The 19135-nt window shown below is 39.6% G+C and carries 23 protein-coding genes; 14 read left to right on the top strand and 9 right to left on the bottom strand.

Going from position 1 to position 19135, the window contains the following annotated elements; genetic code table 11:
* Positions 1-169 precede the first annotated feature (169 nt).
* The 4 genes from GBI16_RS14785 to GBI16_RS14770 all read right to left on the bottom strand — a co-directional run bounded on the left by GBI16_RS14785 (position 170) and on the right by GBI16_RS14770 (position 2926).
* Positions 170-583 (bottom strand): HIT family protein, encoded by a 414-nt coding sequence (locus tag GBI16_RS14785; RefSeq protein ID WP_086209162.1) that lies wholly within the window; start codon positions 581-583, stop codon positions 170-172.
* 31 nt (positions 584-614) lie between these two features.
* Positions 615-884, bottom strand: a complete 270-nt coding sequence (locus tag GBI16_RS14780; RefSeq protein ID WP_078426548.1) for a YARHG domain-containing protein — start codon at positions 882-884, stop codon at positions 615-617.
* A gap of 83 nt (positions 885-967) precedes the next feature.
* Positions 968-1840 (bottom strand): NAD(P)-dependent oxidoreductase, encoded by an 873-nt coding sequence (locus tag GBI16_RS14775; protein WP_086209163.1) that lies wholly within the window; start codon positions 1838-1840, stop codon positions 968-970.
* 15 nt (positions 1841-1855) lie between these two features.
* Entirely contained in the window at positions 1856-2926 is a 1071-nt protein-coding gene (locus tag GBI16_RS14770; RefSeq protein WP_151707341.1) for an alpha/beta fold hydrolase, read from the bottom strand.
* A gap of 142 nt (positions 2927-3068) precedes the next feature.
* Between GBI16_RS14770 and GBI16_RS14765 the strand changes: the two genes are divergently transcribed.
* The 9 genes from GBI16_RS14765 (at position 3069) to trpB (ending at position 10741) form a co-directional block, all read left to right on the top strand.
* Positions 3069-4256 (top strand): O-succinylhomoserine sulfhydrylase, encoded by a 1188-nt coding sequence (locus GBI16_RS14765; RefSeq protein ID WP_086209165.1) that lies wholly within the window; start codon positions 3069-3071, stop codon positions 4254-4256.
* Positions 4257-4283: 27 nt separating this feature from the next.
* Complete coding sequence (locus tag GBI16_RS14760) at positions 4284-4613, top strand: YbaB/EbfC family nucleoid-associated protein (protein WP_004984648.1); 330 nt, start codon at positions 4284-4286, stop codon at positions 4611-4613.
* Between the two features lie 16 nt (positions 4614-4629).
* Positions 4630-5226, top strand: coding sequence for a recombination mediator RecR (gene recR, locus GBI16_RS14755; RefSeq protein ID WP_086209166.1), 597 nt, complete (start codon positions 4630-4632; stop codon positions 5224-5226).
* 202 nt (positions 5227-5428) lie between these two features.
* Positions 5429-6571: an HRDC domain-containing protein gene (locus GBI16_RS14750; RefSeq protein ID WP_086209167.1), complete on the top strand. Its 1143-nt coding sequence runs from the start codon at positions 5429-5431 to the stop codon at positions 6569-6571.
* 129 nt (positions 6572-6700) lie between these two features.
* Complete coding sequence (locus tag GBI16_RS14745; RefSeq protein ID WP_086209168.1) at positions 6701-7009, top strand: YcgL domain-containing protein; 309 nt, start codon at positions 6701-6703, stop codon at positions 7007-7009.
* Positions 7010-7031: 22 nt separating this feature from the next.
* Entirely contained in the window at positions 7032-7415 is a 384-nt protein-coding gene (locus GBI16_RS14740; protein WP_086209169.1) for a hypothetical protein, read from the top strand.
* A 24-nt stretch (positions 7416-7439) separates the two neighbouring features.
* Positions 7440-8291 (top strand): MoxR family ATPase, encoded by an 852-nt coding sequence (locus GBI16_RS14735; RefSeq protein ID WP_058869668.1) that lies wholly within the window; start codon positions 7440-7442, stop codon positions 8289-8291.
* 13 nt (positions 8292-8304) lie between these two features.
* A complete protein-coding gene (locus GBI16_RS14730) occupies positions 8305-9492 on the top strand; it encodes a VWA domain-containing protein (RefSeq protein ID WP_086209170.1) in 1188 nt (395 codons plus the stop codon).
* 40 nt (positions 9493-9532) lie between these two features.
* Positions 9533-10741: a tryptophan synthase subunit beta gene (trpB, locus tag GBI16_RS14725; protein WP_086209171.1), complete on the top strand. Its 1209-nt coding sequence runs from the start codon at positions 9533-9535 to the stop codon at positions 10739-10741.
* Positions 10742-10841: 100 nt separating this feature from the next.
* Here the strand turns inward: trpB and GBI16_RS14720 are convergent, their stop codons facing one another.
* From GBI16_RS14720 to GBI16_RS14710, 3 genes are all read right to left on the bottom strand, one after another.
* Entirely contained in the window at positions 10842-11273 is a 432-nt protein-coding gene (locus GBI16_RS14720; RefSeq protein WP_086209172.1) for a CBS domain-containing protein, read from the bottom strand.
* A gap of 132 nt (positions 11274-11405) precedes the next feature.
* Entirely contained in the window at positions 11406-11786 is a 381-nt protein-coding gene (locus tag GBI16_RS14715; RefSeq protein WP_086209173.1) for a DUF2750 domain-containing protein, read from the bottom strand.
* 141 nt (positions 11787-11927) lie between these two features.
* The gene (locus GBI16_RS14710; RefSeq protein WP_004697075.1) at positions 11928-12161 is read right to left on the bottom strand and encodes a hypothetical protein; all 234 of its coding nucleotides are present in this window, start codon (positions 12159-12161) and stop codon (positions 11928-11930) included.
* 217 nt (positions 12162-12378) lie between these two features.
* Here GBI16_RS14710 and GBI16_RS14705 point away from each other — a divergent pair, with 217 nt between their 5' ends.
* On the top strand, positions 12379-12738 hold the full coding sequence (locus tag GBI16_RS14705) for a hypothetical protein (protein WP_086209174.1): 360 nt from the start codon (positions 12379-12381) through the stop codon (positions 12736-12738).
* Positions 12739-12868: 130 nt separating this feature from the next.
* Complete coding sequence (locus tag GBI16_RS14700) at positions 12869-13192, top strand: hypothetical protein (RefSeq protein WP_086209175.1); 324 nt, start codon at positions 12869-12871, stop codon at positions 13190-13192.
* Here the strand turns inward: GBI16_RS14700 and GBI16_RS14695 are convergent.
* Both GBI16_RS14695 and GBI16_RS14690 read right to left on the bottom strand, forming a co-directional pair.
* Positions 13116-14696, bottom strand: coding sequence for a pitrilysin family protein (locus GBI16_RS14695; RefSeq protein WP_228146989.1), 1581 nt, complete (start codon positions 14694-14696; stop codon positions 13116-13118). The two genes, GBI16_RS14700 and GBI16_RS14695, sit on opposite strands and share 77 nt — an antisense overlap.
* Before the next feature lie 11 nt (positions 14697-14707).
* Complete coding sequence (locus tag GBI16_RS14690) at positions 14708-16087, bottom strand: pitrilysin family protein (RefSeq protein WP_086209198.1); 1380 nt, start codon at positions 16085-16087, stop codon at positions 14708-14710.
* Positions 16088-16277: 190 nt separating this feature from the next.
* Between GBI16_RS14690 and ftsY the strand changes: the two genes are divergently transcribed.
* From ftsY to GBI16_RS14675, 3 genes are all read left to right on the top strand, one after another.
* Positions 16278-17384: a signal recognition particle-docking protein FtsY gene (ftsY, locus tag GBI16_RS14685; protein WP_086209177.1), complete on the top strand. Its 1107-nt coding sequence runs from the start codon at positions 16278-16280 to the stop codon at positions 17382-17384.
* 194 nt (positions 17385-17578) lie between these two features.
* Positions 17579-18265 carry a nitroreductase family protein gene (locus tag GBI16_RS14680; RefSeq protein WP_086209178.1) on the top strand — a complete coding sequence of 229 codons (687 nt, stop codon included), beginning with the start codon at positions 17579-17581 and terminating at the stop codon, positions 18263-18265.
* Positions 18266-18443: 178 nt separating this feature from the next.
* Positions 18444-19037, top strand: a complete 594-nt coding sequence (locus GBI16_RS14675; protein ID WP_086209179.1) for a nitroreductase family protein — start codon at positions 18444-18446, stop codon at positions 19035-19037.
* The last annotated feature ends 98 nt before the right edge of the window (positions 19038-19135 follow it).

Raw genomic sequence — 19135 nt, 5'->3', positions numbered from 1 at the left:
TTCTTGGGTAAGATGAGTATAGTTCATGATGCAACTTTGACTTTGGTCGGTCGGAAGCAAAATGCTAGCTCATCTTGCTTCTTTCCAATAATTTAATCTCTGTTGCACTTCATTTGAGAATCTAAGATATCAAAAAAGGAGCCGAAGCTCCTTGATTTGATCTGAAAAATTACAAAGCGGCTCGAATTTTTTCTGCTTGCGCTTTGATTTTTTCTTGATCACCCATTTGTAGGGCGTGTTTACCGAGCTCATGCACAGAACTTGGGATAAGGTGGAAGTGTACATGCGGAACGGTTTGTCCAGCCGCAGGGCCAGATAATTGCATAAGAACAATACCTTTTGCATCTAAACCAACTTCTATGGCTTTTGCAACTTTTTGCACAACTTGAATGGTGTAGGCTGCGGCATCGGCAGGCAGATCAAGCAGTGTCACAGCAGGTGTTTTGGGGATCACTAAGGTGTGACCATCTGCTTGAGGCATAATATCCATAAAAGCAAGAACTTGGTCATCTTCATATACTTTAATGGCTGGAAGTTCACCACGTAAAATTCGTGCAAAAATGTTTTGCTCATCGTAAGCCATGTCTATTCCTTAAATTTTACTTAAACTGAATTTACTTACAGTTTAATTCTTTTTGACGCTCTTTGATGGCATCAAGGCGTTGTTGCTCTTTTTCAGAGAACTTTGGTTTGGTAGTGTAGCAATTGTCATTGCCAAATTTTGCTTTCGCCTCAGGATCTTTAAAGCAGAATCCTTTAGATGCATAAATGACATCATGATCATCTTTTAATTTTTGACACTCTTGCTCAGGCGATGCTGCAAAACTTTGCGCCCCGATGAATGTTGCAAGACTGGCAAAAACCGCTACAGTCAACTTTTTCATGAGAATTTCCTCAGTTTGTAACATTGTATGTAGTCACATTACTACTTTATAAGGGTTGGTTTTGTTTATTCAATGGTGAGTTCTTACTCAATTGTAATCTTACTCCATGTTTCGTACATTTTTATGGCAGAAGAAAAGTCACGATCTGCTTCAGATAAATCGCTGGCGGCCTGAATCAAGCTTTGTGCTAGTCCAATTATTGGCGCAGATAGTTTGGCTTCACGAACTAAGTCAACGGCAATACCTGTATCTTTGGCCAATAAAGGCAGTGCAAAAGTTAGAGGAAAACTACGGTTTAGGATTCGTTGTGGTAAAACTGTTTCGGTCACACCACTTTTACCACTCGATGCATTAATACAGTCTAAGGCTTCATTTAAGTTGACCCCATGGGCTTTTAAGGTGGTGAAACCTTCTGCAACGGAACATAGATTGACTGCCAGAAGCATATTGTTTACAGCTTTGACTGCAAAACCTGCACCAGATTCGCCTACATGTTTAATCAGTTTGCCAAATGCCTGTATGGCAGGTAGTGCACGCTCAAATGCTGTAGCCTCACCGCCAATCATGACAGTAAGGGTTGCATTATCTGCACCAATGGTTTGGCCGCTGACTGGTGCATCTAAAAAATCTACACCTTGTAGTTTGAGTTGTTCAGCTACTTTTTTTGCAGAAGACGGTACACCGCTGGTGCAATCGACCCAAATGCTACCAGATTTAAGCTGTACTTGATCAAGTAATTCTTCAATGTCTTGGCTGGTAGGAAGGCATGAGAAAACTACATCGGCTTGTACTGCTTTTGCAAGGTCTACAGCTTGAGTGCCATAAGCTTCAGCATGTTGCTTTGCTTTCTCAAAATTGCGATTCCATACCCAAACTTGTTCAAAGTGTTTGGGTAAGTGTGATGCCATGCGATACCCCATCGCGCCTAGACCGATAAATGCAACTGACTGAATCATGTCAAACCTTAGTATTTAAATATTAGTTGAACGTTCACTTAACCACTGAGCCAGTTTTGGCCAAAATTCATCGGCACTACGTTGACTTGACATCAGTCCTAAATGTCCACCTGGGATGAGAGTAAACGTGACATCAGTACTACTTGTCAATTGGGTGAGTGGTTTAGCGGCTTCTGTAGTAACTAATTGGTCTGTTGTGCCTGCGGCAACAAGCAATGAGCACTGTATATTTTTTAAAGCTATGCTTTTCTTATTTAATGTGATTACTCCTGTTTTGAGTGGATTACGTAGCCAAACATTAAACAACATGTCTTGGTTGATGCCACCAGGATAATCAATCATACGGTTAAGAAAACTACCAATAGTGGCGTGTTCATATAAAGCTTCGTTGTCGTCCAAATTGAGTAACAAGTTTTTGTGGCTTTGAAACCAGCCTATAGGGTCAACCATTTTAAAACCAATCGTATTTAAAACACCTGAGGTGTGAAGTAGACGCTTCGGTATTTTGCCCTGATAAATTTGCTGTTGTAATGTTTTGCTTTTTGAAATGATTCGATTGAGATATGCAAAGAACTGTCCATTTCGCCCAGATTTATAGCTGTCAATTGGGCTACCCAATACCATTAAATTTTTCACGAAATTGGGCTGATGTAGAGCAGTATATAAGCTCACAAATATACCTGCCATACTCCAGCCGTGTAGTGAAATTTGATCACTTTGACTATGTTTTAAAATGCTTTGAATGCATAGCGGGATGTAATGATCAATAAAGGTTAAAAAATTAAAATGACAATTACGGAAACTTAGTTTGCCCCAGTCAATTACATACACAGCAAAACCCTGCTGTTGGAAATACTTAACCAAAGAACGATAGGGGTAAAGGTCATAAATGGACATATTGATGGCGAGAGGAACCACGAAAACCAGAGGTTCTTTGTACTTGCGAACTTCTGGGGCGTAATAGCGAATTTGAGTCAGGTCAAATGTTTCAATCACTTCATAGGGCGTATTTTGTGACAGAACGAGTGACTTCCCTTTAAAAATGCGCGTGGACAGATTATTTATTTTAGTTTTTAAGTTCTGCATAGGGTTGATATCTCAAATAAGTAGAAAGTTTGATCGAAGTCTAATCAATATTTGCGTATTTTACCTTGACCTTAAATAGCCTAGACGCTCAAAATGTTGGCAATTCTTTATAAAGGCAGTCTTTGGACTGAAACACAGAGAAATGAGCCAATACGACGACATCGAATACCAATTAGACACTTTAGCGATTCGTACCGGTCACACACGTACTTTTGAGGGTGAACATAGTGAGCCAATTTTCCTAACATCTTCTTTCGTTTGTGAAAATGCGGCAGATGCAGCAGCTAAATTTTCAGGACAAATTGAGGGGAATACATACTCACGTTATACCAACCCAACGGTACAAGCATTTGAAAAGCGTTTAGCTATATTAGATGGTGCTGAGCGCGCAGTAGCAACCAGTTCGGGTATGGCCGCAGTACATGCAGTGACGTTGGCTTATTTAAAAGCGGGTGATCATGTCGTATGTTCGCGGGCTGTATTTGGTTCGATTATTTCGCTGTTTGAAAAATATGTCATCAAATTTGGTGTCGATGTTACATTCGTAGATTTGGAAGATTTAGACGGCTGGAAACAAGCGATTCGTCCAAATACACGTCTTTTATTTATTGAAACACCGTCGAACCCATTGGCTCAAGTGGGTGATATGCAGGCAATTGCTGATATTGCTCATGCACATAATGCTTTATTTGCAGTCGATAATACGTTCTGTACTCCAATCTTACAGCAACCCATTAAGTTTGGTGCTGACCTGATTATTTATTCATCAACGAAATATATTGATGGTCAAGGTCGTGCTTTAGGTGGGGCCGTTGTAGGTAAAGATAAATTGGTTGAAGAAATTAACGGTGTTATTCGTACACTGGGTAATTCTATGAGCCCATTTAATGCATGGATCTTCTTAAAGGGTTTAGAAACTTTAAGCTTACGGATGAAAGCACATTGTGCCAGTGCGCAAAAGTTAGCAGAATGGCTCGATGCACATCCAAAAGTTGAAAAAGTGTATTACGCTGGTTTACCAAACCATGAGGGACATGAGCTAGCAAAGAAACAGCAGTCTGGTTTTGGTGGCGTGGTTTCTTTTGTAGTGACAGGTGAGCGTGAGGGGGCTTGGACAGTCATTGACAATACTCGTTTCTTATCAATTACCAGTAACTTAGGGGATGTAAAATCTACGATTACGCATCCTGCAACGACGTCTCATGGCAGAATGTCGGCTGAGGCAAAACAGGCAGCGGGTATTAGTGAAGGTTTAATTCGGGTATCTGTTGGTTTAGAAGACATTGATGATATTATTCGCGATATCGCACGTGGTTTAGACTTAATCTAATTTTTAATTTTATGTTCGGAGATTTTAATGAACATTAATATGCTTATGCAGCAAGCACAACGCATGCAAAAAGACATGGAAAGCAATATCAAGAAAGCCAAAGAAGAGCTTGCACAAACAGAAGTGCATGCCGAAGCAGGTGGTGGTTTGGTGAAAGTGACGATGACTTGCCGTAATGTTGTAAAGCGTATCGAAATCAATCCTGAATTATTGCAAGATGATGCAGATATGATTGAAGACTTAATTGCTGCTGCAATGAATGATGCTGCACGTCAAGCAGAAGCAATCACTGAAGAGCGCATGAAAGCTGCAAACTCTGGCGCAGGCTTGCCACCAGGTCTTGCAGGTTTATTCTAATAAAGGAATACCTATAGTGTTTAGTGATCGTTTCGATCAATTGGTACAAGCTTTACGCATTTTGCCAAGTGTTGGGCCGAAGTCGGCTCAACGCATGGCGCTTCACTTGATTATGAAAAATCGTGAAGGCGCAATCGGTCTTGCACATGCTTTAAATGAAGCCACGAGCTATATTCATGAATGTAGCTTGTGTCACTCTCTGACGGAAAATGAAGTCTGTGATATTTGTGTCTCGCATGAGCGTGATGATCAATTGCTCTGTGTGGTTGAGTCACCAGCAGATGTGATGGCAATTGAACAAAGTGGCAGTTTTCGCGGTAAATACCATGTATTAGGAGGGCATTTATCTCCACTTGATGGTATTGGTCCAGAAGAAATTGGTATTCCGTATCTGATTCAGCGTTTAAGCGATGGTAAAGTAACGGAAGTAATTTTGGCGACCAATGCAACTGTTGAGGGTCAAGCTACAGCACACTATTTGGTGGAGGCAACGAAGCATTTGCCTATTCAAATGACCCGTATCGCACAAGGCGTACCACAGGGTGGTGAACTTGAATATGTCGATAGTCATACTTTAAGCCAAGCTGTACATAACAGAATGCGAATGAAATAAGTATTTCGATACTTGTTTCATTTTTTATTTTGATACGAAAAATGCTTTAGTAAGATAAAAAAATATTAATTTGAGTTTGGTTGTATAAAAAAATCACAAAAAACGGCAAATAATTAAAAAACCAATAGAAATCTTGATAGCTAAATGATCTTATTCAGGTAAGATAACCCAAAAGAGCATCTAGCATTAGACGCAGTAGGATATGTTTCAATTTATTCAGCATCAACAAGACCTTATTCCAGTCTTAGAAAAAATGGATCGTAACGCAGTCTATGGACTCGATACAGAATTCATAAAAGTCGACACCTTATGGCCAAAGTTGGGTGTATTCCAAATCAATGTCGCAAATGATATTTATTTACTCGATGGGACAACACTCGATTTAACTGAATTTTGGAATAAACTTTTTCGCGCACAGCAAAATGTCTTTCATGCCTGTAGTGAAGATATCGACCTGATTTATCATTATGCGCAGCATAAAACCTTAAACAACGTATTTGATACTCAAGTTGGCATGTCGTTTTTAGGACATGGCTTACAGGTTAGCTATCAAAATGCATTGAAGCAAATGTTGGATGTCGACATTGATAAAGGGGAGACCCGTTCGAATTGGTTGGCACGCCCACTCAGCCCTGCACAACTCAGCTATGCTGCAAATGACGTGCTGTATTTGATGAATCTTTCAGAAAAAGTTAAACAAGAACTAAATTCAAAGTCACTCCTCAACTTTGCTCTCGAGGACTGTCAGCATCTAACGCAAGAAATTGCGACAGAAACACCTTTGCATTTACTCTATCAAGATATTGGTAACTATCGACATTCACGTCGTCAGTTAATGCAGTTGCAACAGTTGGCAGTATGGCGTGAACAGATGGTAAAAGCACTTAATACGCCACGTAGTTTTATTTTAAAGAACGCAACCATGATTGATCTGGTTGAGAAGAATCCGAAAAATGCTTTCCAGTTATCAGGCGTTAAAGATATACGTCCAAACATTGTGAGAGAACATGGTAAAACCATTTTAGATCTGGTGAAGTTTTTACCTGAGCAAGCGGATTGGCCACTACGCATGGCACGACCAATTCGACATTCCTCAAAAGATGTTGGTGAAAAAATTGATCACTTAATTCAAAATGTCGTGGATGAGACCACGATTCCTAAAGAAGTGCTGATGCGCAAAAAGTGGATGAATGCCTTACATCAGCATGTGGTTTTTCATAATGATGAACAAGATTTGCCTGACTACTTATTGGGCTGGCGTTATGAACTATTGACTCAGCCTTTGATTCAACTATTGCGCCGTGATGAAAGTTATCTTTCTACCCAAATGAAAGTCATGGATTAATAATTAGTCAATTGGTCTCAAGTTTAGATATTTATACAAAATCACGACTGATGCGTTAATCATGACTAATGTCAGTTGCTTTTATTTGATGTATCCTGTGGCTTGAGTTATTTGAGTGCTGTTTTAGATATGCAATGTTCTATTTATAAATCGAGTAAAAAAGATGAAATGTATCTTTATATTGCTCGTCCAACTGAAGCTGATCAAGCAGTTGAATCGTTTAGCCCATTGAATGTTTTGCCTGAAGCTGTTCGTGGTGCATTTGGTCGCGCAAGTTTTGTGATGGATCTTGAATTGAGTGAAGCACGTAAATTAGCACGTGTAAATGTATTGCATGTCATGGACTCAATCCAAACTCAAGGCTTCTTTTTACAAATGCCTCCAGAAGGATTGATTAATCCGAACGCAGTAGAGCCAGAAGGCCTCCGTGGCGCATAAAGTATAATTCAGGAGTTGTACAGTGGATAGTTTTCTTTCAATACTTGATTCAATTCCTGAAGACAGCATCGCTGTCACAGTATATCTTTTAGGCAGTCTGCTGATTTTGTGGTGTTGGTATTCCATTGCCACACGCCTGCCTAAGCTGTTGGGTGGCATTACATGGATGATGATCTTTGCCATCTTATTGACACCAACAGTTTCTGAAGGTCCTAATGCAGCAATTGCACCTGCCATTTTTGGTTTGTTATTTGGTGTGTTAACTAAAGACTCACCACTCATTTGGTCTAATTTGTCATTGATTCTGTTTGTCATGGGTGTGGGGCTTGTGATCGGTTTCTTTTGGTCAAAATATGTGGCAAATAAAACCAAAGTAGTTGTCAGTAACCCTCATTCACCACTGTAATTAATAAAAAAATAAGGTTTAATCATGTCTGTTGAAACGCAACAATTTACGGGTACGGATCAGTACATCGCTACCGATAGTTTAAAACTTGCTGTAAAAGCTGCACGTAGCTTACAAAAGCCTTTATTGGTTAAAGGTGAGCCTGGTACGGGTAAAACTTTACTGGCAGAACAAGTGGCTGAAAGCTTAGGCTTAAAATTATTGACTTGGCACATCAAGTCAACCACAAAAGCTCAGCAAGGTTTATATGAATATGATGCGGTTTCGCGTTTGCGTGATAGCCAATTGGGTGACGACCGTGTTTATGACATTAAAAACTATATTAAACCGGGTAAATTGTGGGAAGCGTTCACCAGTGAAGAACGCTGTGTTTTATTGATTGATGAAATTGATAAGGCAGATATTGAGTTTCCAAATGACCTATTGCATGAATTGGACAAGATGTCTTTTTATGTATATGAGACGGGCGAAACTATTACAGCATCACAACGTCCAATTGTGATTATTACTTCAAATAATGAAAAAGAACTACCAGATGCATTTTTGCGCCGTTGTTTTTTTCACTATATTGAATTTCCAGACGAAGCGACCATGCGTGAAATTATTGATGTACATTTCCCGCAAGTTTCAACGGCTTTGGTCAATGAGGCTTTGCAAATTTTCTTTAAATTACGTCAAGTTCCGGGTCTAAAAAAACCACCATCAACCTCTGAGTTGATTGACTGGTTAAGCTTGCTGATGGCAGATGACATGCCAGAAGATGTATTGCGTAATCATGACAAATCCAAAGCAATTCCGCCTTTGTATGGTGCGCTCATTAAAAACGAACAAGATGTGCAGTTGCTTGAACGTTTAGCTTTTATGTCGCGTCGTTAAAGGAGAAACACGCATGTTTGTGCGCTTGTTTTATACCTTACGTAAATACGGTGTTCCTGTCTCAACACGTGAACTAATTGATCTGAATGAAGCTGTAGCTTCAGGTTTAGTCTTTGCCGATCAAGACGAATTTTATCAACTCGCCAAAACCATTATGGTGAAGGATGAACGCTTCTTTGATAAATTTGACCGAGGCATGAAGGACTATTTTGATGGCATTTCAACTTTTGATTTGGATGATTTACTCAATAAAGTCCAACAGCTCCCTAAAGATTGGTTTGATTTAGAACTCTTAGAAAAACATTTAACTCCAGAGCAGCGTGAAGAGTTAAAAAAAGCGGGTTCATTAGAAGAACTGATGAAAATGCTGGAAGAACGTCTACGGGAACAGCATAAAAAACATCAGGGTGGAAACAAAATGATTGGCACGGGAGGAACCTCTCCTTTTGGTGCTTATGGTGATCATCCTGAAGGGGTGCGTATTGGCGGGCCGGGACGTAAACGTTCTGCTGTAAAAGTTTGGGAACAACGCAAATATCAGAACTTGGATGATGAGCAGATTCTCGGTACTCGTCAAATGCAAATGGCACTGCGACGTTTGCGCAAGTTTGCGAGACAAGGGGCTGCTGAAGAGTTGGACATTAACGGCACGATTCGTGAAACGGCGAAGCAAGGCATACTTGATGTGCAACTTGTACCTGAGCGCCGTAATCGTATTAAAGTTTTAATGTTATTTGATGTGGGTGGGTCGATGGATTCACACATTGCTCAATGCGAGAAACTTTTTAGTGCAGCGAAAACTGAGTTTAAAACTTTAGAATATTTCTATTTCCATAACTGTTTATATGACTATGTGTGGAAAGATAATGTTCGCCGTTCTACTACGCGCATGAATACATGGGATTTATTCAATACTTATGGACGCGACTATCGTGTGATTGTGGTGGGAGATGCTTCAATGGCACCCTATGAGCTCAATTCAGTTGGTGGTTCGGTTGAGTACATGAATGATGAGGCAGGAAGTGTTTGGCTACACCGCCTACGCAATCATTTTGAGAAAACTGCATGGTTAAATCCAGAAGAAGATCGTTATTGGCATTACACCCATACGATTGGTTTAATTAAGCAAATTTTTGAAGATCATATGTACCCAATGACTTTAAAAGGCGTTGAGGATATGACTAAGTATTTAGCTCGCTAACTGACTGATATAAAGCAAATTTAAAAAATAGGATCGTCAAATGGATCATCAAATAAACGGTATTGCTTTGCCCAACACAGAGGGCTTTTTTGGGGCTTATGGTGGACAGTTTATTCCTCCACATTTGAAAGAGGCAATGGATGAGATTAATGTTGCCTACACAAAAATCCGTGAAACTTTGGCATTCCAAACCGAGCTTGCTGATCTTTTTTCGCACTATGTTGGTCGTCCAAGTCCTTTGTTTTATGCGAAACGCTTATCTGAACAGTTGGGTGGGGCACAGATTTACCTCAAACGTGAAGACTTAAACCACACAGGCGCACATAAAATTAATCACTGTTTGGGTGAAGCGCTACTTGCAAAATATATGGGTAAAACCAAAGTTATTGCAGAAACAGGTGCAGGACAACACGGCGTTGCACTAGCAACAGCCTGTGCTTTGGTCGGTATTCCATGTGAAATCCACATGGGGCAGGTCGATATTGAAAAAGAACATCCCAATGTCGTCAAGATGAAAATTCTCGGTGCAACACTTATTTCAGTAACACGTGGTACTGCAACACTCAAAGATGCAGTAGATAGTGCTTTTGAAGAGTATTTAAAAGACCCAACCAATTATATTTATGCTATTGGCTCTGTTGTAGGACCGCATCCATTTCCAATGATGGTACGTGATTTCCAGTCGATTATTGGTAAAGAAATTAAAGAGCAAACGCATGAGCGTTTTGGTTCAAACCCTGATTATGTAGTCGCGTGCGTGGGTGGTGGCTCGAATGCTATTGGAGCTTTCACAGCATTTTTAAACGATGCAGATGTGAAATTGATTGGTGTAGAGCCTGCTGGTCATGGTTTGGATACCGATATGCACTCAGCAACCTTAACTTTAGGGAAGCCAAGTCAAATTCATGGTATGGCATGTTATGTCCTTGAAGATGAGCAGGGTGAACCGTTACCAGTACATTCCATCGCTTCAGGTCTCGACTATCCTGGTGTTGGTCCACAGCATAGTCTGCTGAAAGATTTAGGTCGTGTCGAATACACCACTGCAACTGATCAAGAATGTCTAGATGCATTTATGCGCTTGTCTCGTGTTGAAGGGATTGTTCCTGCACTTGAAAGTTCACATGCAGTGGCATGGGTACTTCGTGAAGCGCCAAAACTCAGTAAAGATTTAAAAATTGTGGTCAATATTTCTGGTCGTGGTGACAAAGATGCAGACTATGTTGCAGCTAAATTGGGCTTAAATTGAGTTAAAGCTGATAGGTTTGTATAAAAAATCCCTGCTTAACGCAGGGATTTTTTATTTTAAATTATTGTTTTATAGTATTTTCCCAATATAAAACTTAGAGCTAACCTGAAATATATTGCTGGAGTTGGTCAATCAGTTTCTTTTGGTCATCCATCGCGGCTTTAACCAAATCTCCAATAGAAATAAAGCCGATTAAGATACCTTCTTCAACCACAGGCAAATGACGTAAATGACGGTCAGTCATAAGATCTAAGCATTCTTCGACAGTTACAGAGGTTGTGACGGTCAGCACTTTTGCTGTCATAATTTCTTTGACGGTAGTTTGTTTTGAACTACGTTCCATCAACATGACTTTGCGCATGTAATCGCGTTCAGACAATATACCAACCACTTGTTGTTCATAAGTGACCACAACCGCACCAATACCTTTATCTGCCATAAGTGAAATTGCTTCAAATACTGTAGCATCAGGGCTAATGGTGAAAATATCTTTATGTACTTTATCATGTAAGACTTGAGCGACATTGGTCATAGGATATATCCTTTTGTTGTGGTTATTGTTTTATATTTAAATTAACGCGAATTTTAAAAAAAGCAAATACTTTGCAGTCATTTCTGCCAACAAGATAAACAACTTCTCTGTGTTTATCTTTTAGGATCAGAACTAAGCTGGCAATAAAATACTGTCATTAAAGAAAAAGTGACGCATTTGAGACGTACTGAGTTTAATACGTTTTGTACCATTACATAGTGCGGGTGTTACGTTTAAACGTGAAAGTGTTGGAAGTAAAGCGCTTTGAAAATCATGCGGGGTGATTTTTTTAGGCACATAGTTTGGCCAGTGAAGTTGAGCATATTGGTGTGCATGTAAGCCATTGAGCCAGAAAGGGAAAACATAGTCATCATGATCCGAAGTCATCGCCCAACCTTCTTGTTCGGGGTGGTAAAGTCCCCATAGGATACCGCAGTACATCATGCCTCTTAAAATATTAATTTTTAAATATAAATGATTTGAAATAGGTTGTAGTTTCAAAATTTTGTACATAGCCTTATGTCGTGTAAGAAACATGAGCCCATTTTAAATAAATAAGATGAAAGTTCAGTGTAAGCTTTGCATTACTATGTAAATAAATATGTCATTTCAAAATGTTAGGTTAAAAAAAAACGCCACCTAAGTGACGTTTTATTATGCTTTCATGGTGGCAAGTTGTTGCCAATATTGTGCTTTAAGCGAGTCGCGTTCTACGCGGAAACCTTGGTAATAAAGCTCAGCTAAAAATAGGGCAGCTTTACCGTGACCAGCACGAGCAACGCTTTCTAACTGTTGTACCGCTTCGACAAAGTTCATTTGTGATTGAATGGTGTTTACTGCATCCGCATACGCATGTTCTAGGTCATGATGAGAGATTTGTTGAATCATATTAAGCTCCTTATTCTAATTATGATCACTTAAAGGTATTTTTACCTTTAGATATAAATATCACGCTAATGTTAAATATTTATTACAAATTGCTTGAATTGTCAAATATATTGTCACTTATACTTTATATATTACAGTTTACATGATTAAACAATGAACAGTCAAAAGATTGAATATGATAATAAAACAGGAAACTGTAATTTATAAGGAGAATAACATGACAAAGACATTAGACGGTTTTGAATTTGATATGCCTCCAACTGTTTCGCAAATTGTCGCATTGGCACAGTATCACCGCACACAATTAGATGAAGCAGTTTTCCATCAAGAAATTCATCTCGGGGATTTTTGTTTGGCACAGCGTAAAAGAGTATACGATTTCACAAGACAGCTTGATGAAAATCAACGGGTTGATTTTTATGAAACCTACAATGGCGAACTGGTACGAATTGCCGATGATGACCCAGCTCATCCTTCTGATGCAGAAAATGGCGTAGGGGCTTTCGCCATTGTCATTGCATTGGTTGTGATTGCCTTGGTCCTTTATTTCGCAGTGATTCGTAGCATTGTTAGCTAAGCTTCATGTTTGGAAACAAGATGACTTGCTGAAATTATGTTCTCTTTAACCATTAATGGGGATATTTTTCAGCATTTCAACTTGTGATTCTGCAATTCGCTACTTACACTAGTTCAACTAGAGGTAGGTTATGCATATTGCGATCCAAAAAATTTTTAAACTAAAAACACAGATTACACTGGTACAAATCTATAATGGTCTCATGTTATTGATCATTCTGGTCATTCTGATGATATCTAGCTTCGCTTTGTCTCGACCTATTTCTCCAACCCAATTTGAAAATGTCAGTCGTTTGTCGCATCAAGCTGTTTTCCCAGAAACTCAAGAGATGGCGCAAAGCCTTATTCAGGAAACCCGCATTACTTATATTGATTATTTTAGATTAATGCAGGCTCATCAGTTTGAGCAGAGTCGGGCAAAGCAGCTTCCGGCATTGGCTCCAGAGGTTCAATAATTGCAGGAATCTGATCAGGATGAGGTATGCTTTGCTTGATATTGGGATCAAGATTTAGCTCTAAAATATGTCTAAGTTGAACTTTGTCTAAGCTCTTACTTACAATAACTAAGGTAAGCTTTTCAGGGTGCAAGTGTTTACGTATCGCATTTTGAACATCTGTTGGGCTAATCTCGGCGAGACGTTTCGGATAGTCAGACAAATAGTTAATATTTTGATGATAAAAACCCATAGAACCCAGTTGGGCATTGATATTGGCATTACTACTAAAGCTATTGGGTAAGCTACGTAACATACCAGCTTTGGTTTCTTCGAGTTGCTGTGCGTCGATGGGTTGGTGAACAAAGTCGACCAGTGCTTTATGCGCTACTTGGATACTGTCCATCAGCTGATCTTGTTGGGTTGAATAGCTCAAGTTAAAGCTCCCAGCGGCCTGGCTAAATGTAAAACTACTGTTTGCACTATAGGTATAGCCTCGTTTGACGCGAAGTTCTTTCATTAAGACTGAATTAAATCCGCCACCACCAAACATGCGGTTAGCCAGTTCGAGTGCTAGGCGGTCAGGGTCATCACGTGTGGTGGAGAGGTGTCCCATCGTGACGTGAGCTTGTGCTGAATTAAATACAATATGTTGAATATCAAAGTCTGATTTGTCTTGTGGAACGGCAAGTGTTTTTACAGTTTCTCCTTGCGGAAGTGCGGCACTGATTCGTTCAGCCAGTTTTTGGGCTTGTTTTACGCTGAGTTGGCCTGTAAGGGCTATGTTCATATTTTTGCTGACCAAGAATTCATCACGAAACTTTTTTAAATGTTGTGTACTAATTTTTTTAATGCTGCCATTGGTACCAGTAATCGGTTCTGCATAGGGGTGCGAACCATATAATGCACGGTAAAAGCGAATACTCATCAAACGACTTGGGCTTTCTTTGAGTTGTTTTTGTCCTACTTGAGTATTACTCACCATTAAGTGAATACTGTTGTTTTTGAAGGTGGAATCTTTTAGGACTTCAAGCATGGTGTTGACAGCTGCATCAAGCTTCTTTGGATCAGATAGAGAACGCAGTCGAACCACAAACATGTCTCGATGTGCAGCCATACTAAAACGTGCACCGACGTGTTCAAAGGCGTTGGCGATCTCTACAGCATCATGCTGAGTTGTACCTTCATCCATCAACTGCGCCGCCATATTTGCTACGCCATAAAGTCCTTTTTCGACTTCTATATCCCGTGCAGAACCTGCATTAAAGGTGAGTTGAATATCTACCATTGGAAGGGCTGGTGATTCGACGAATAAACTTCGAACTTTGTATTTATTTTTTAGTTCATGGACATGCGGCGCTGTGTAGAGTTCAGCTGTTTTGACTTGTTTTAGGCTTTGTAATGACGAAATAGACTGTAATGAATTTGGATCATCATTGGTTATAGGATTTGTATTGATTTCCGCAATTACATTGGTCGTACAAAGGGCAGACAATGCAAGAAATAAAAGCTTAGACTTTGACATATTATTCTCCATCATTTTTCTGCCTGAGTTTCTGGTTGGAGGTATAAGGTGCTTAAGTTATTTTTTATAAAAGACGTTTGGCTGACTCGTTGAATGTCTTCTGGCGTGATGGCCTCATAACGCTGTGGAAGTTGATCCATTATGCGGTAATCAATACCGTTTACCGCTAAATTTCCGATCAGTTTGGCTTGCCCGACTATGTCATCTTGGCCATAAATAAGATTGGCAACAAAGCGTGTGCTAATACGTTCTAATTCTTTAGGATTAACAAGTTCTGTTTTGAGTAGGTCAATTTCTTGCTCTATGGCTTTTTGTAGTTCGGGCAGTGTTACGCCATTTACAGGTAGTGCTGAGATGGTGAATAAACTATCACCACGGTTATAGGCGTCATAGCTCACGCTGAGTGCGGTAGCCAGCTTTTTGTCACGAACAAGGCGCTGTTGCAACCTGGAACTGACTCCGCTATCTAATAAGCTGCGAATGAGTGTGAGTGCGTAAACGTCTTCTGAATTGGTTGTTGTTGCAAGCGATTTGACATTCCAAGCCATATATAAATTGGGCACTTCAACATTGCTATACTGTTCCATGTGACGGTAGCCAATGTTTTCAAACTCAGTCACATCATTGCGTACAGGTGTAGGCTGACTTTTGATATCGCCAAAGTATTTTTGAACTTGTCTAAGGGCGGATTCTGCATTGACATCACCCACGATCACCAAGATCGCATTATTGGGGCTATACCATTTTTGATACCACTGTTTAACATCATCTAGAGTGATATTTTGCAAGTGTTTCATGTGTCCGATGACGGGTTGACGATAATGGCTAGTTGGGTAAGAAATCCATTTGAAACGTTCGAACGCGAGTGAACGTGGGTTGTCATCGGTACGTAGGCGTCGTTCTTCCATCACTACTTTAATTTCAGGGTCAAAGTCTTGTTGGCGTAGCAGAAGATTGTTCATGCGATCGGCTTCTAGCTCTAAAGCCATGGGGAAGTATGTTTTTGGATAAAGCTGGTAGTAATTGGTGTAGTTGGTAAATGTGGCCGCATTGACACTGCCACCATAGATACGACTCAAGCGACTGAATTCGTCGTTCGGCACTTTAGATGTTCCTTTAAACATCATATGTTCTAGTACATGAGAGATACCTGTTGTATTTCCTGACTCATCAGTACTACCGACTTTGTACCAAATTTGGGTCATGACCATTGGGGAGCGGTGATCTTCACGGATAATCACCTGTAAGCCATTGCTTAAAGTAGTTTCAAAACTGCTGCGAGTAAGCTCACTACGTATTTGTGCATAGCTTGTTATAGGTAAACAAAGTAGAGTTAAACCCAGTGCAACTAAATTTTTTTTATAAGAATGCGTGACTAATAAGTGATGCATATAAAATTGGGGCTCAGGTTGAAGTGAAAGCATTTCAATAAATAACCATTCTTAAGAAAAATGCGAAGTAGATCAAGCACCAGAAGTATTGATTTGTTAAGTGTTTACATAAAGTATTGTTACTAAGCGAAAGCCTATCTTTTATGGTAGAATCCGTCTTTTTTAACGCAGTGCTTTTCAAGGATTCGGCATGCAACAGCAATCTAATGAGCAGAACAAATTTTTGATTGATGCTGATATCGGGGATGACGATGTCACATTACCAAGTTTACCTGTGGTCAATGTGCCAATCGTTGAAACAAAAGAGCAAACAGTTGTTAGTCCAGTTGTGGTTGCTGAAACAAGCTCAGAAGAAGCAGAGGCATCTGCAAAAGGCGGTTTCTTTAGCCGTATGAAAGAAGGGTTAACCAAAACCCGTAAAAACCTTGCTGATGGTATGGTCAATATTTTGATCGGAGGTAAGGAGATTGATGATGAACTGCTTGAAGAAGTTGAAGAGCAACTTTTAGTTGCAGACATTGGTGTTGATGCAACGAAAACCATCATTACCAACTTAACTGAACGTACTGCACGTGGTGATTTAATTTATTCGCATTCATTGTATAAAGCACTTCAGGAAGAGTTGGTGACTTTACTTGCACCACGTGTTAAACCTTTACATATTGATCCGAACAAAACGCCTTATGTGATTTTGGTGGTGGGTGTAAACGGTGTGGGTAAAACCACAACCATTGGTAAATTGGCAAAACGTTTACAAGGTGAAGGCAAGAAGGTGATGCTTGCTGCGGGAGATACTTTCCGTGCGGCAGCGACCGAGCAGCTTCAAATTTGGGGCGAGCGCAATAATATTGCCGTAGTTGCACAAGGTCATGGTGCTGACAGTGCTTCTGTCATTTTCGATGCGTTTGAAAGTGCACGTGCCAAAGGGGTTGATGTTTTAATTGCAGATACCGCAGGCCGTTTACATAACAAAGGTCATCTCATGCAAGAGTTGACCAAAGTAAAACGTGTCATGCAAAAAATTGATGCAACTGCGCCACATGAAGTTATGTTGGTGGTTGATGCAGGAACAGGTCAAAATGCGATTAATCAAGTAGAAATGTTTGACGAGGCGGTTGGCTTGACAGGTCTAACGATTACCAAACTCGACGGCACTGCGAAAGGCGGTGTGCTGTTTAATATTGCCAGTCGTACGCATGTTCCAATTCGTTTCATTGGCGTGGGTGAGAAAATTGACGACTTACGCCCTTTCTCTGCAAAATCCTTTGTTGCTGCTTTGTTTGAAACAGAGAAATAAGCTTGAACAACACTATTTTTAAAGTGTTAGATCAGTCACATAAACTCCGCTAAATGCGGAGTTTATTTTTTTATTCAATTTGTTTGTTTTAAAAACAAACATTTAGGAATCACATAGTAAATATAAGTAATTCTCCTGCGATTACACTAACGCCTAACACAATAGGCATCACTGTACATTTTGGGGAACACGGTATGGCTTTATTACATAAAATTGGACAAGTTCTAACAAAGGATTTAACCAAAGACTTAAAATTTAAAAAAAATCACGAAGAAGACCTAAAACAAACCATATTTATCGATCAACTAAAAAAGCGCCGTAGTATTTATGTTTTAGGGAAGCGTGTACATTTAAGTCAGGTGTATTTAGCTGAATTGATCCAAGAGGCCGTGCGAAGTTGTCCTTCGGCACATAATTCACAAAGTACTTGTATTGTGATTTTAATGGGCGATGCGCATCTTCACTTTTGGAATGTCGTAAAAGAAGTGCAACGCAAGTTAGTCCCTGCGCATATTTTTGCTGGTGCAGAACTGAAGGTTGATCAATGCTCGGCAGGATTTGGTACAGTTCTATTTTATGAAGATCAGCAGATCATCCAACAGTTACAAAAGAAAATTCCTTTTGATGCGGCAGAATTTCCAGTTTGGTCTGAGCAAGTTTCAGGTATGGCCCAATATGCTGTATGGACATGTTTAGCAGATGCGGGTTTGGGTGCGTCATTACAACATTATAACCCGAGTATTGACGCTGACATTTTAAAAGTTTTTGAGATTCCAAAACATTGGCTGTTACGTGCGCAATTGGTCTTTGGTTCGATAGAGGAAAAACCCGCTGAAAAAGAACAGCATAAAGATGAAGAACGCTTTATGATTTATGCTTAGTGGATTGACGGTGAGATTGAGCTAATCGAGTATTTATGTTTTAAGTCATGAGCGAATTAAGATTGTTCTATTTTTAAGACACTATGTCGCTCAATTAAGCATGTTCAAATTTAAAATAATGATTATGATAAATACGAATCACATATAACGAGATCGAGAGATCATTGAGGAAAATAACATGTCATTTTTAGACCAAATCAAACAGCGTCGCACTATTTATGCAATTGGTAAAAATGTTGATTTAACACCAGCAAATATCGAGTCACTCATTAAGGAAGCTGTAAATCACAGTCCATCGGCATTTAACTCACAGACTTCCCGTATTGTGACTTTATTTGGTGAGTCGCATTTACAGTTTTGGAATATCGTACGTGAAACTTTACGTAAAATTGTTCCTGAAGCTGCGTTTGAGGCGACAAATAAAAAGCTTGATAGTTTTTCAGCAGGCTATGGCACGGTTTTATTTTATGAAGATCAAGATGTTGTAAAATCATTACAAGAACAGTTTGCACTTTATGCAGACAACTTCCCCGTTTGGTCTGAACATTCCTCTGCAATTGCTCAGTTTGCTGTATGGACAGCTTTATCTGAACACAACATTGGTGCGTCATTGCAGCACTACAACCCAATCGTAGATGCTGAAATCGCGGAGCTTTTTGAAATTCCTAGTAATTGGAAATTGCGTGCACAACTTGTTTTTGGTTCTATTGAAGCACCTGCGGGTGAGAAAACATTTATGGCGGAAGCGGATCGCTTTAAAACATTTAATTAATAGCTAGTTTTTAAAATGAAACAGAGCAGAGTAGATCTGCTCTTTTTTTTTTGTTTGGGTATTTATCTTTAAAATATAAAAGCTTAGCAATATATATT

Source organism: Acinetobacter sp. TUM15064 (assembly GCF_008980265.1).
GTDB lineage: Bacteria > Pseudomonadota > Gammaproteobacteria > Pseudomonadales > Moraxellaceae > Acinetobacter.
The sequence above is the reverse complement of the archived record's forward strand: the minus strand, read 5'-3'. Positions and strand labels throughout refer to the sequence as shown.

Excerpts from the sequence above, each read along its gene's own strand:
- GBI16_RS14785 (WP_086209162.1), bottom strand. The coding sequence starts at position 583 with ATGGCTTACGATGAGCAAAACATTTTTGCACGAATTTTACGTGGTGAA.
- GBI16_RS14780 (WP_078426548.1), bottom strand. The coding sequence starts at position 884 with ATGAAAAAGTTGACTGTAGCGGTTTTTGCCAGTCTTGCAACATTCATC.
- GBI16_RS14775 (WP_086209163.1), bottom strand. The coding sequence starts at position 1,840 with ATGATTCAGTCAGTTGCATTTATCGGTCTAGGCGCGATGGGGTATCGC.
- GBI16_RS14770 (WP_151707341.1), bottom strand. The coding sequence starts at position 2,926 with ATGCAGAACTTAAAAACTAAAATAAATAATCTGTCCACGCGCATTTTT.
- GBI16_RS14765 (WP_086209165.1), top strand. The coding sequence starts at position 3,069 with ATGAGCCAATACGACGACATCGAATACCAATTAGACACTTTAGCGATT.
- GBI16_RS14760 (WP_004984648.1), top strand. The coding sequence starts at position 4,284 with ATGAACATTAATATGCTTATGCAGCAAGCACAACGCATGCAAAAAGAC.
- GBI16_RS14750 (WP_086209167.1), top strand. The coding sequence starts at position 5,429 with ATGTTTCAATTTATTCAGCATCAACAAGACCTTATTCCAGTCTTAGAA.
- GBI16_RS14745 (WP_086209168.1), top strand. The coding sequence starts at position 6,701 with ATGCAATGTTCTATTTATAAATCGAGTAAAAAAGATGAAATGTATCTT.
- GBI16_RS14735 (WP_058869668.1), top strand. The coding sequence starts at position 7,440 with ATGTCTGTTGAAACGCAACAATTTACGGGTACGGATCAGTACATCGCT.
- GBI16_RS14730 (WP_086209170.1), top strand. The coding sequence starts at position 8,305 with ATGTTTGTGCGCTTGTTTTATACCTTACGTAAATACGGTGTTCCTGTC.
- trpB (WP_086209171.1), top strand. The coding sequence starts at position 9,533 with ATGGATCATCAAATAAACGGTATTGCTTTGCCCAACACAGAGGGCTTT.
- GBI16_RS14720 (WP_086209172.1), bottom strand. The coding sequence starts at position 11,273 with ATGACCAATGTCGCTCAAGTCTTACATGATAAAGTACATAAAGATATT.
- GBI16_RS14715 (WP_086209173.1), bottom strand. The coding sequence starts at position 11,786 with ATGTACAAAATTTTGAAACTACAACCTATTTCAAATCATTTATATTTA.
- GBI16_RS14710 (WP_004697075.1), bottom strand. The coding sequence starts at position 12,161 with ATGATTCAACAAATCTCTCATCATGACCTAGAACATGCGTATGCGGAT.
- GBI16_RS14705 (WP_086209174.1), top strand. The coding sequence starts at position 12,379 with ATGACAAAGACATTAGACGGTTTTGAATTTGATATGCCTCCAACTGTT.
- GBI16_RS14700 (WP_086209175.1), top strand. The coding sequence starts at position 12,869 with ATGCATATTGCGATCCAAAAAATTTTTAAACTAAAAACACAGATTACA.
- GBI16_RS14695 (WP_228146989.1), bottom strand. The coding sequence starts at position 14,696 with ATGTCAAAGTCTAAGCTTTTATTTCTTGCATTGTCTGCCCTTTGTACG.
- GBI16_RS14690 (WP_086209198.1), bottom strand. The coding sequence starts at position 16,087 with ATGCATCACTTATTAGTCACGCATTCTTATAAAAAAAATTTAGTTGCA.
- ftsY (WP_086209177.1), top strand. The coding sequence starts at position 16,278 with ATGCAACAGCAATCTAATGAGCAGAACAAATTTTTGATTGATGCTGAT.
- GBI16_RS14680 (WP_086209178.1), top strand. The coding sequence starts at position 17,579 with ATGGCTTTATTACATAAAATTGGACAAGTTCTAACAAAGGATTTAACC.
- GBI16_RS14675 (WP_086209179.1), top strand. The coding sequence starts at position 18,444 with ATGTCATTTTTAGACCAAATCAAACAGCGTCGCACTATTTATGCAATT.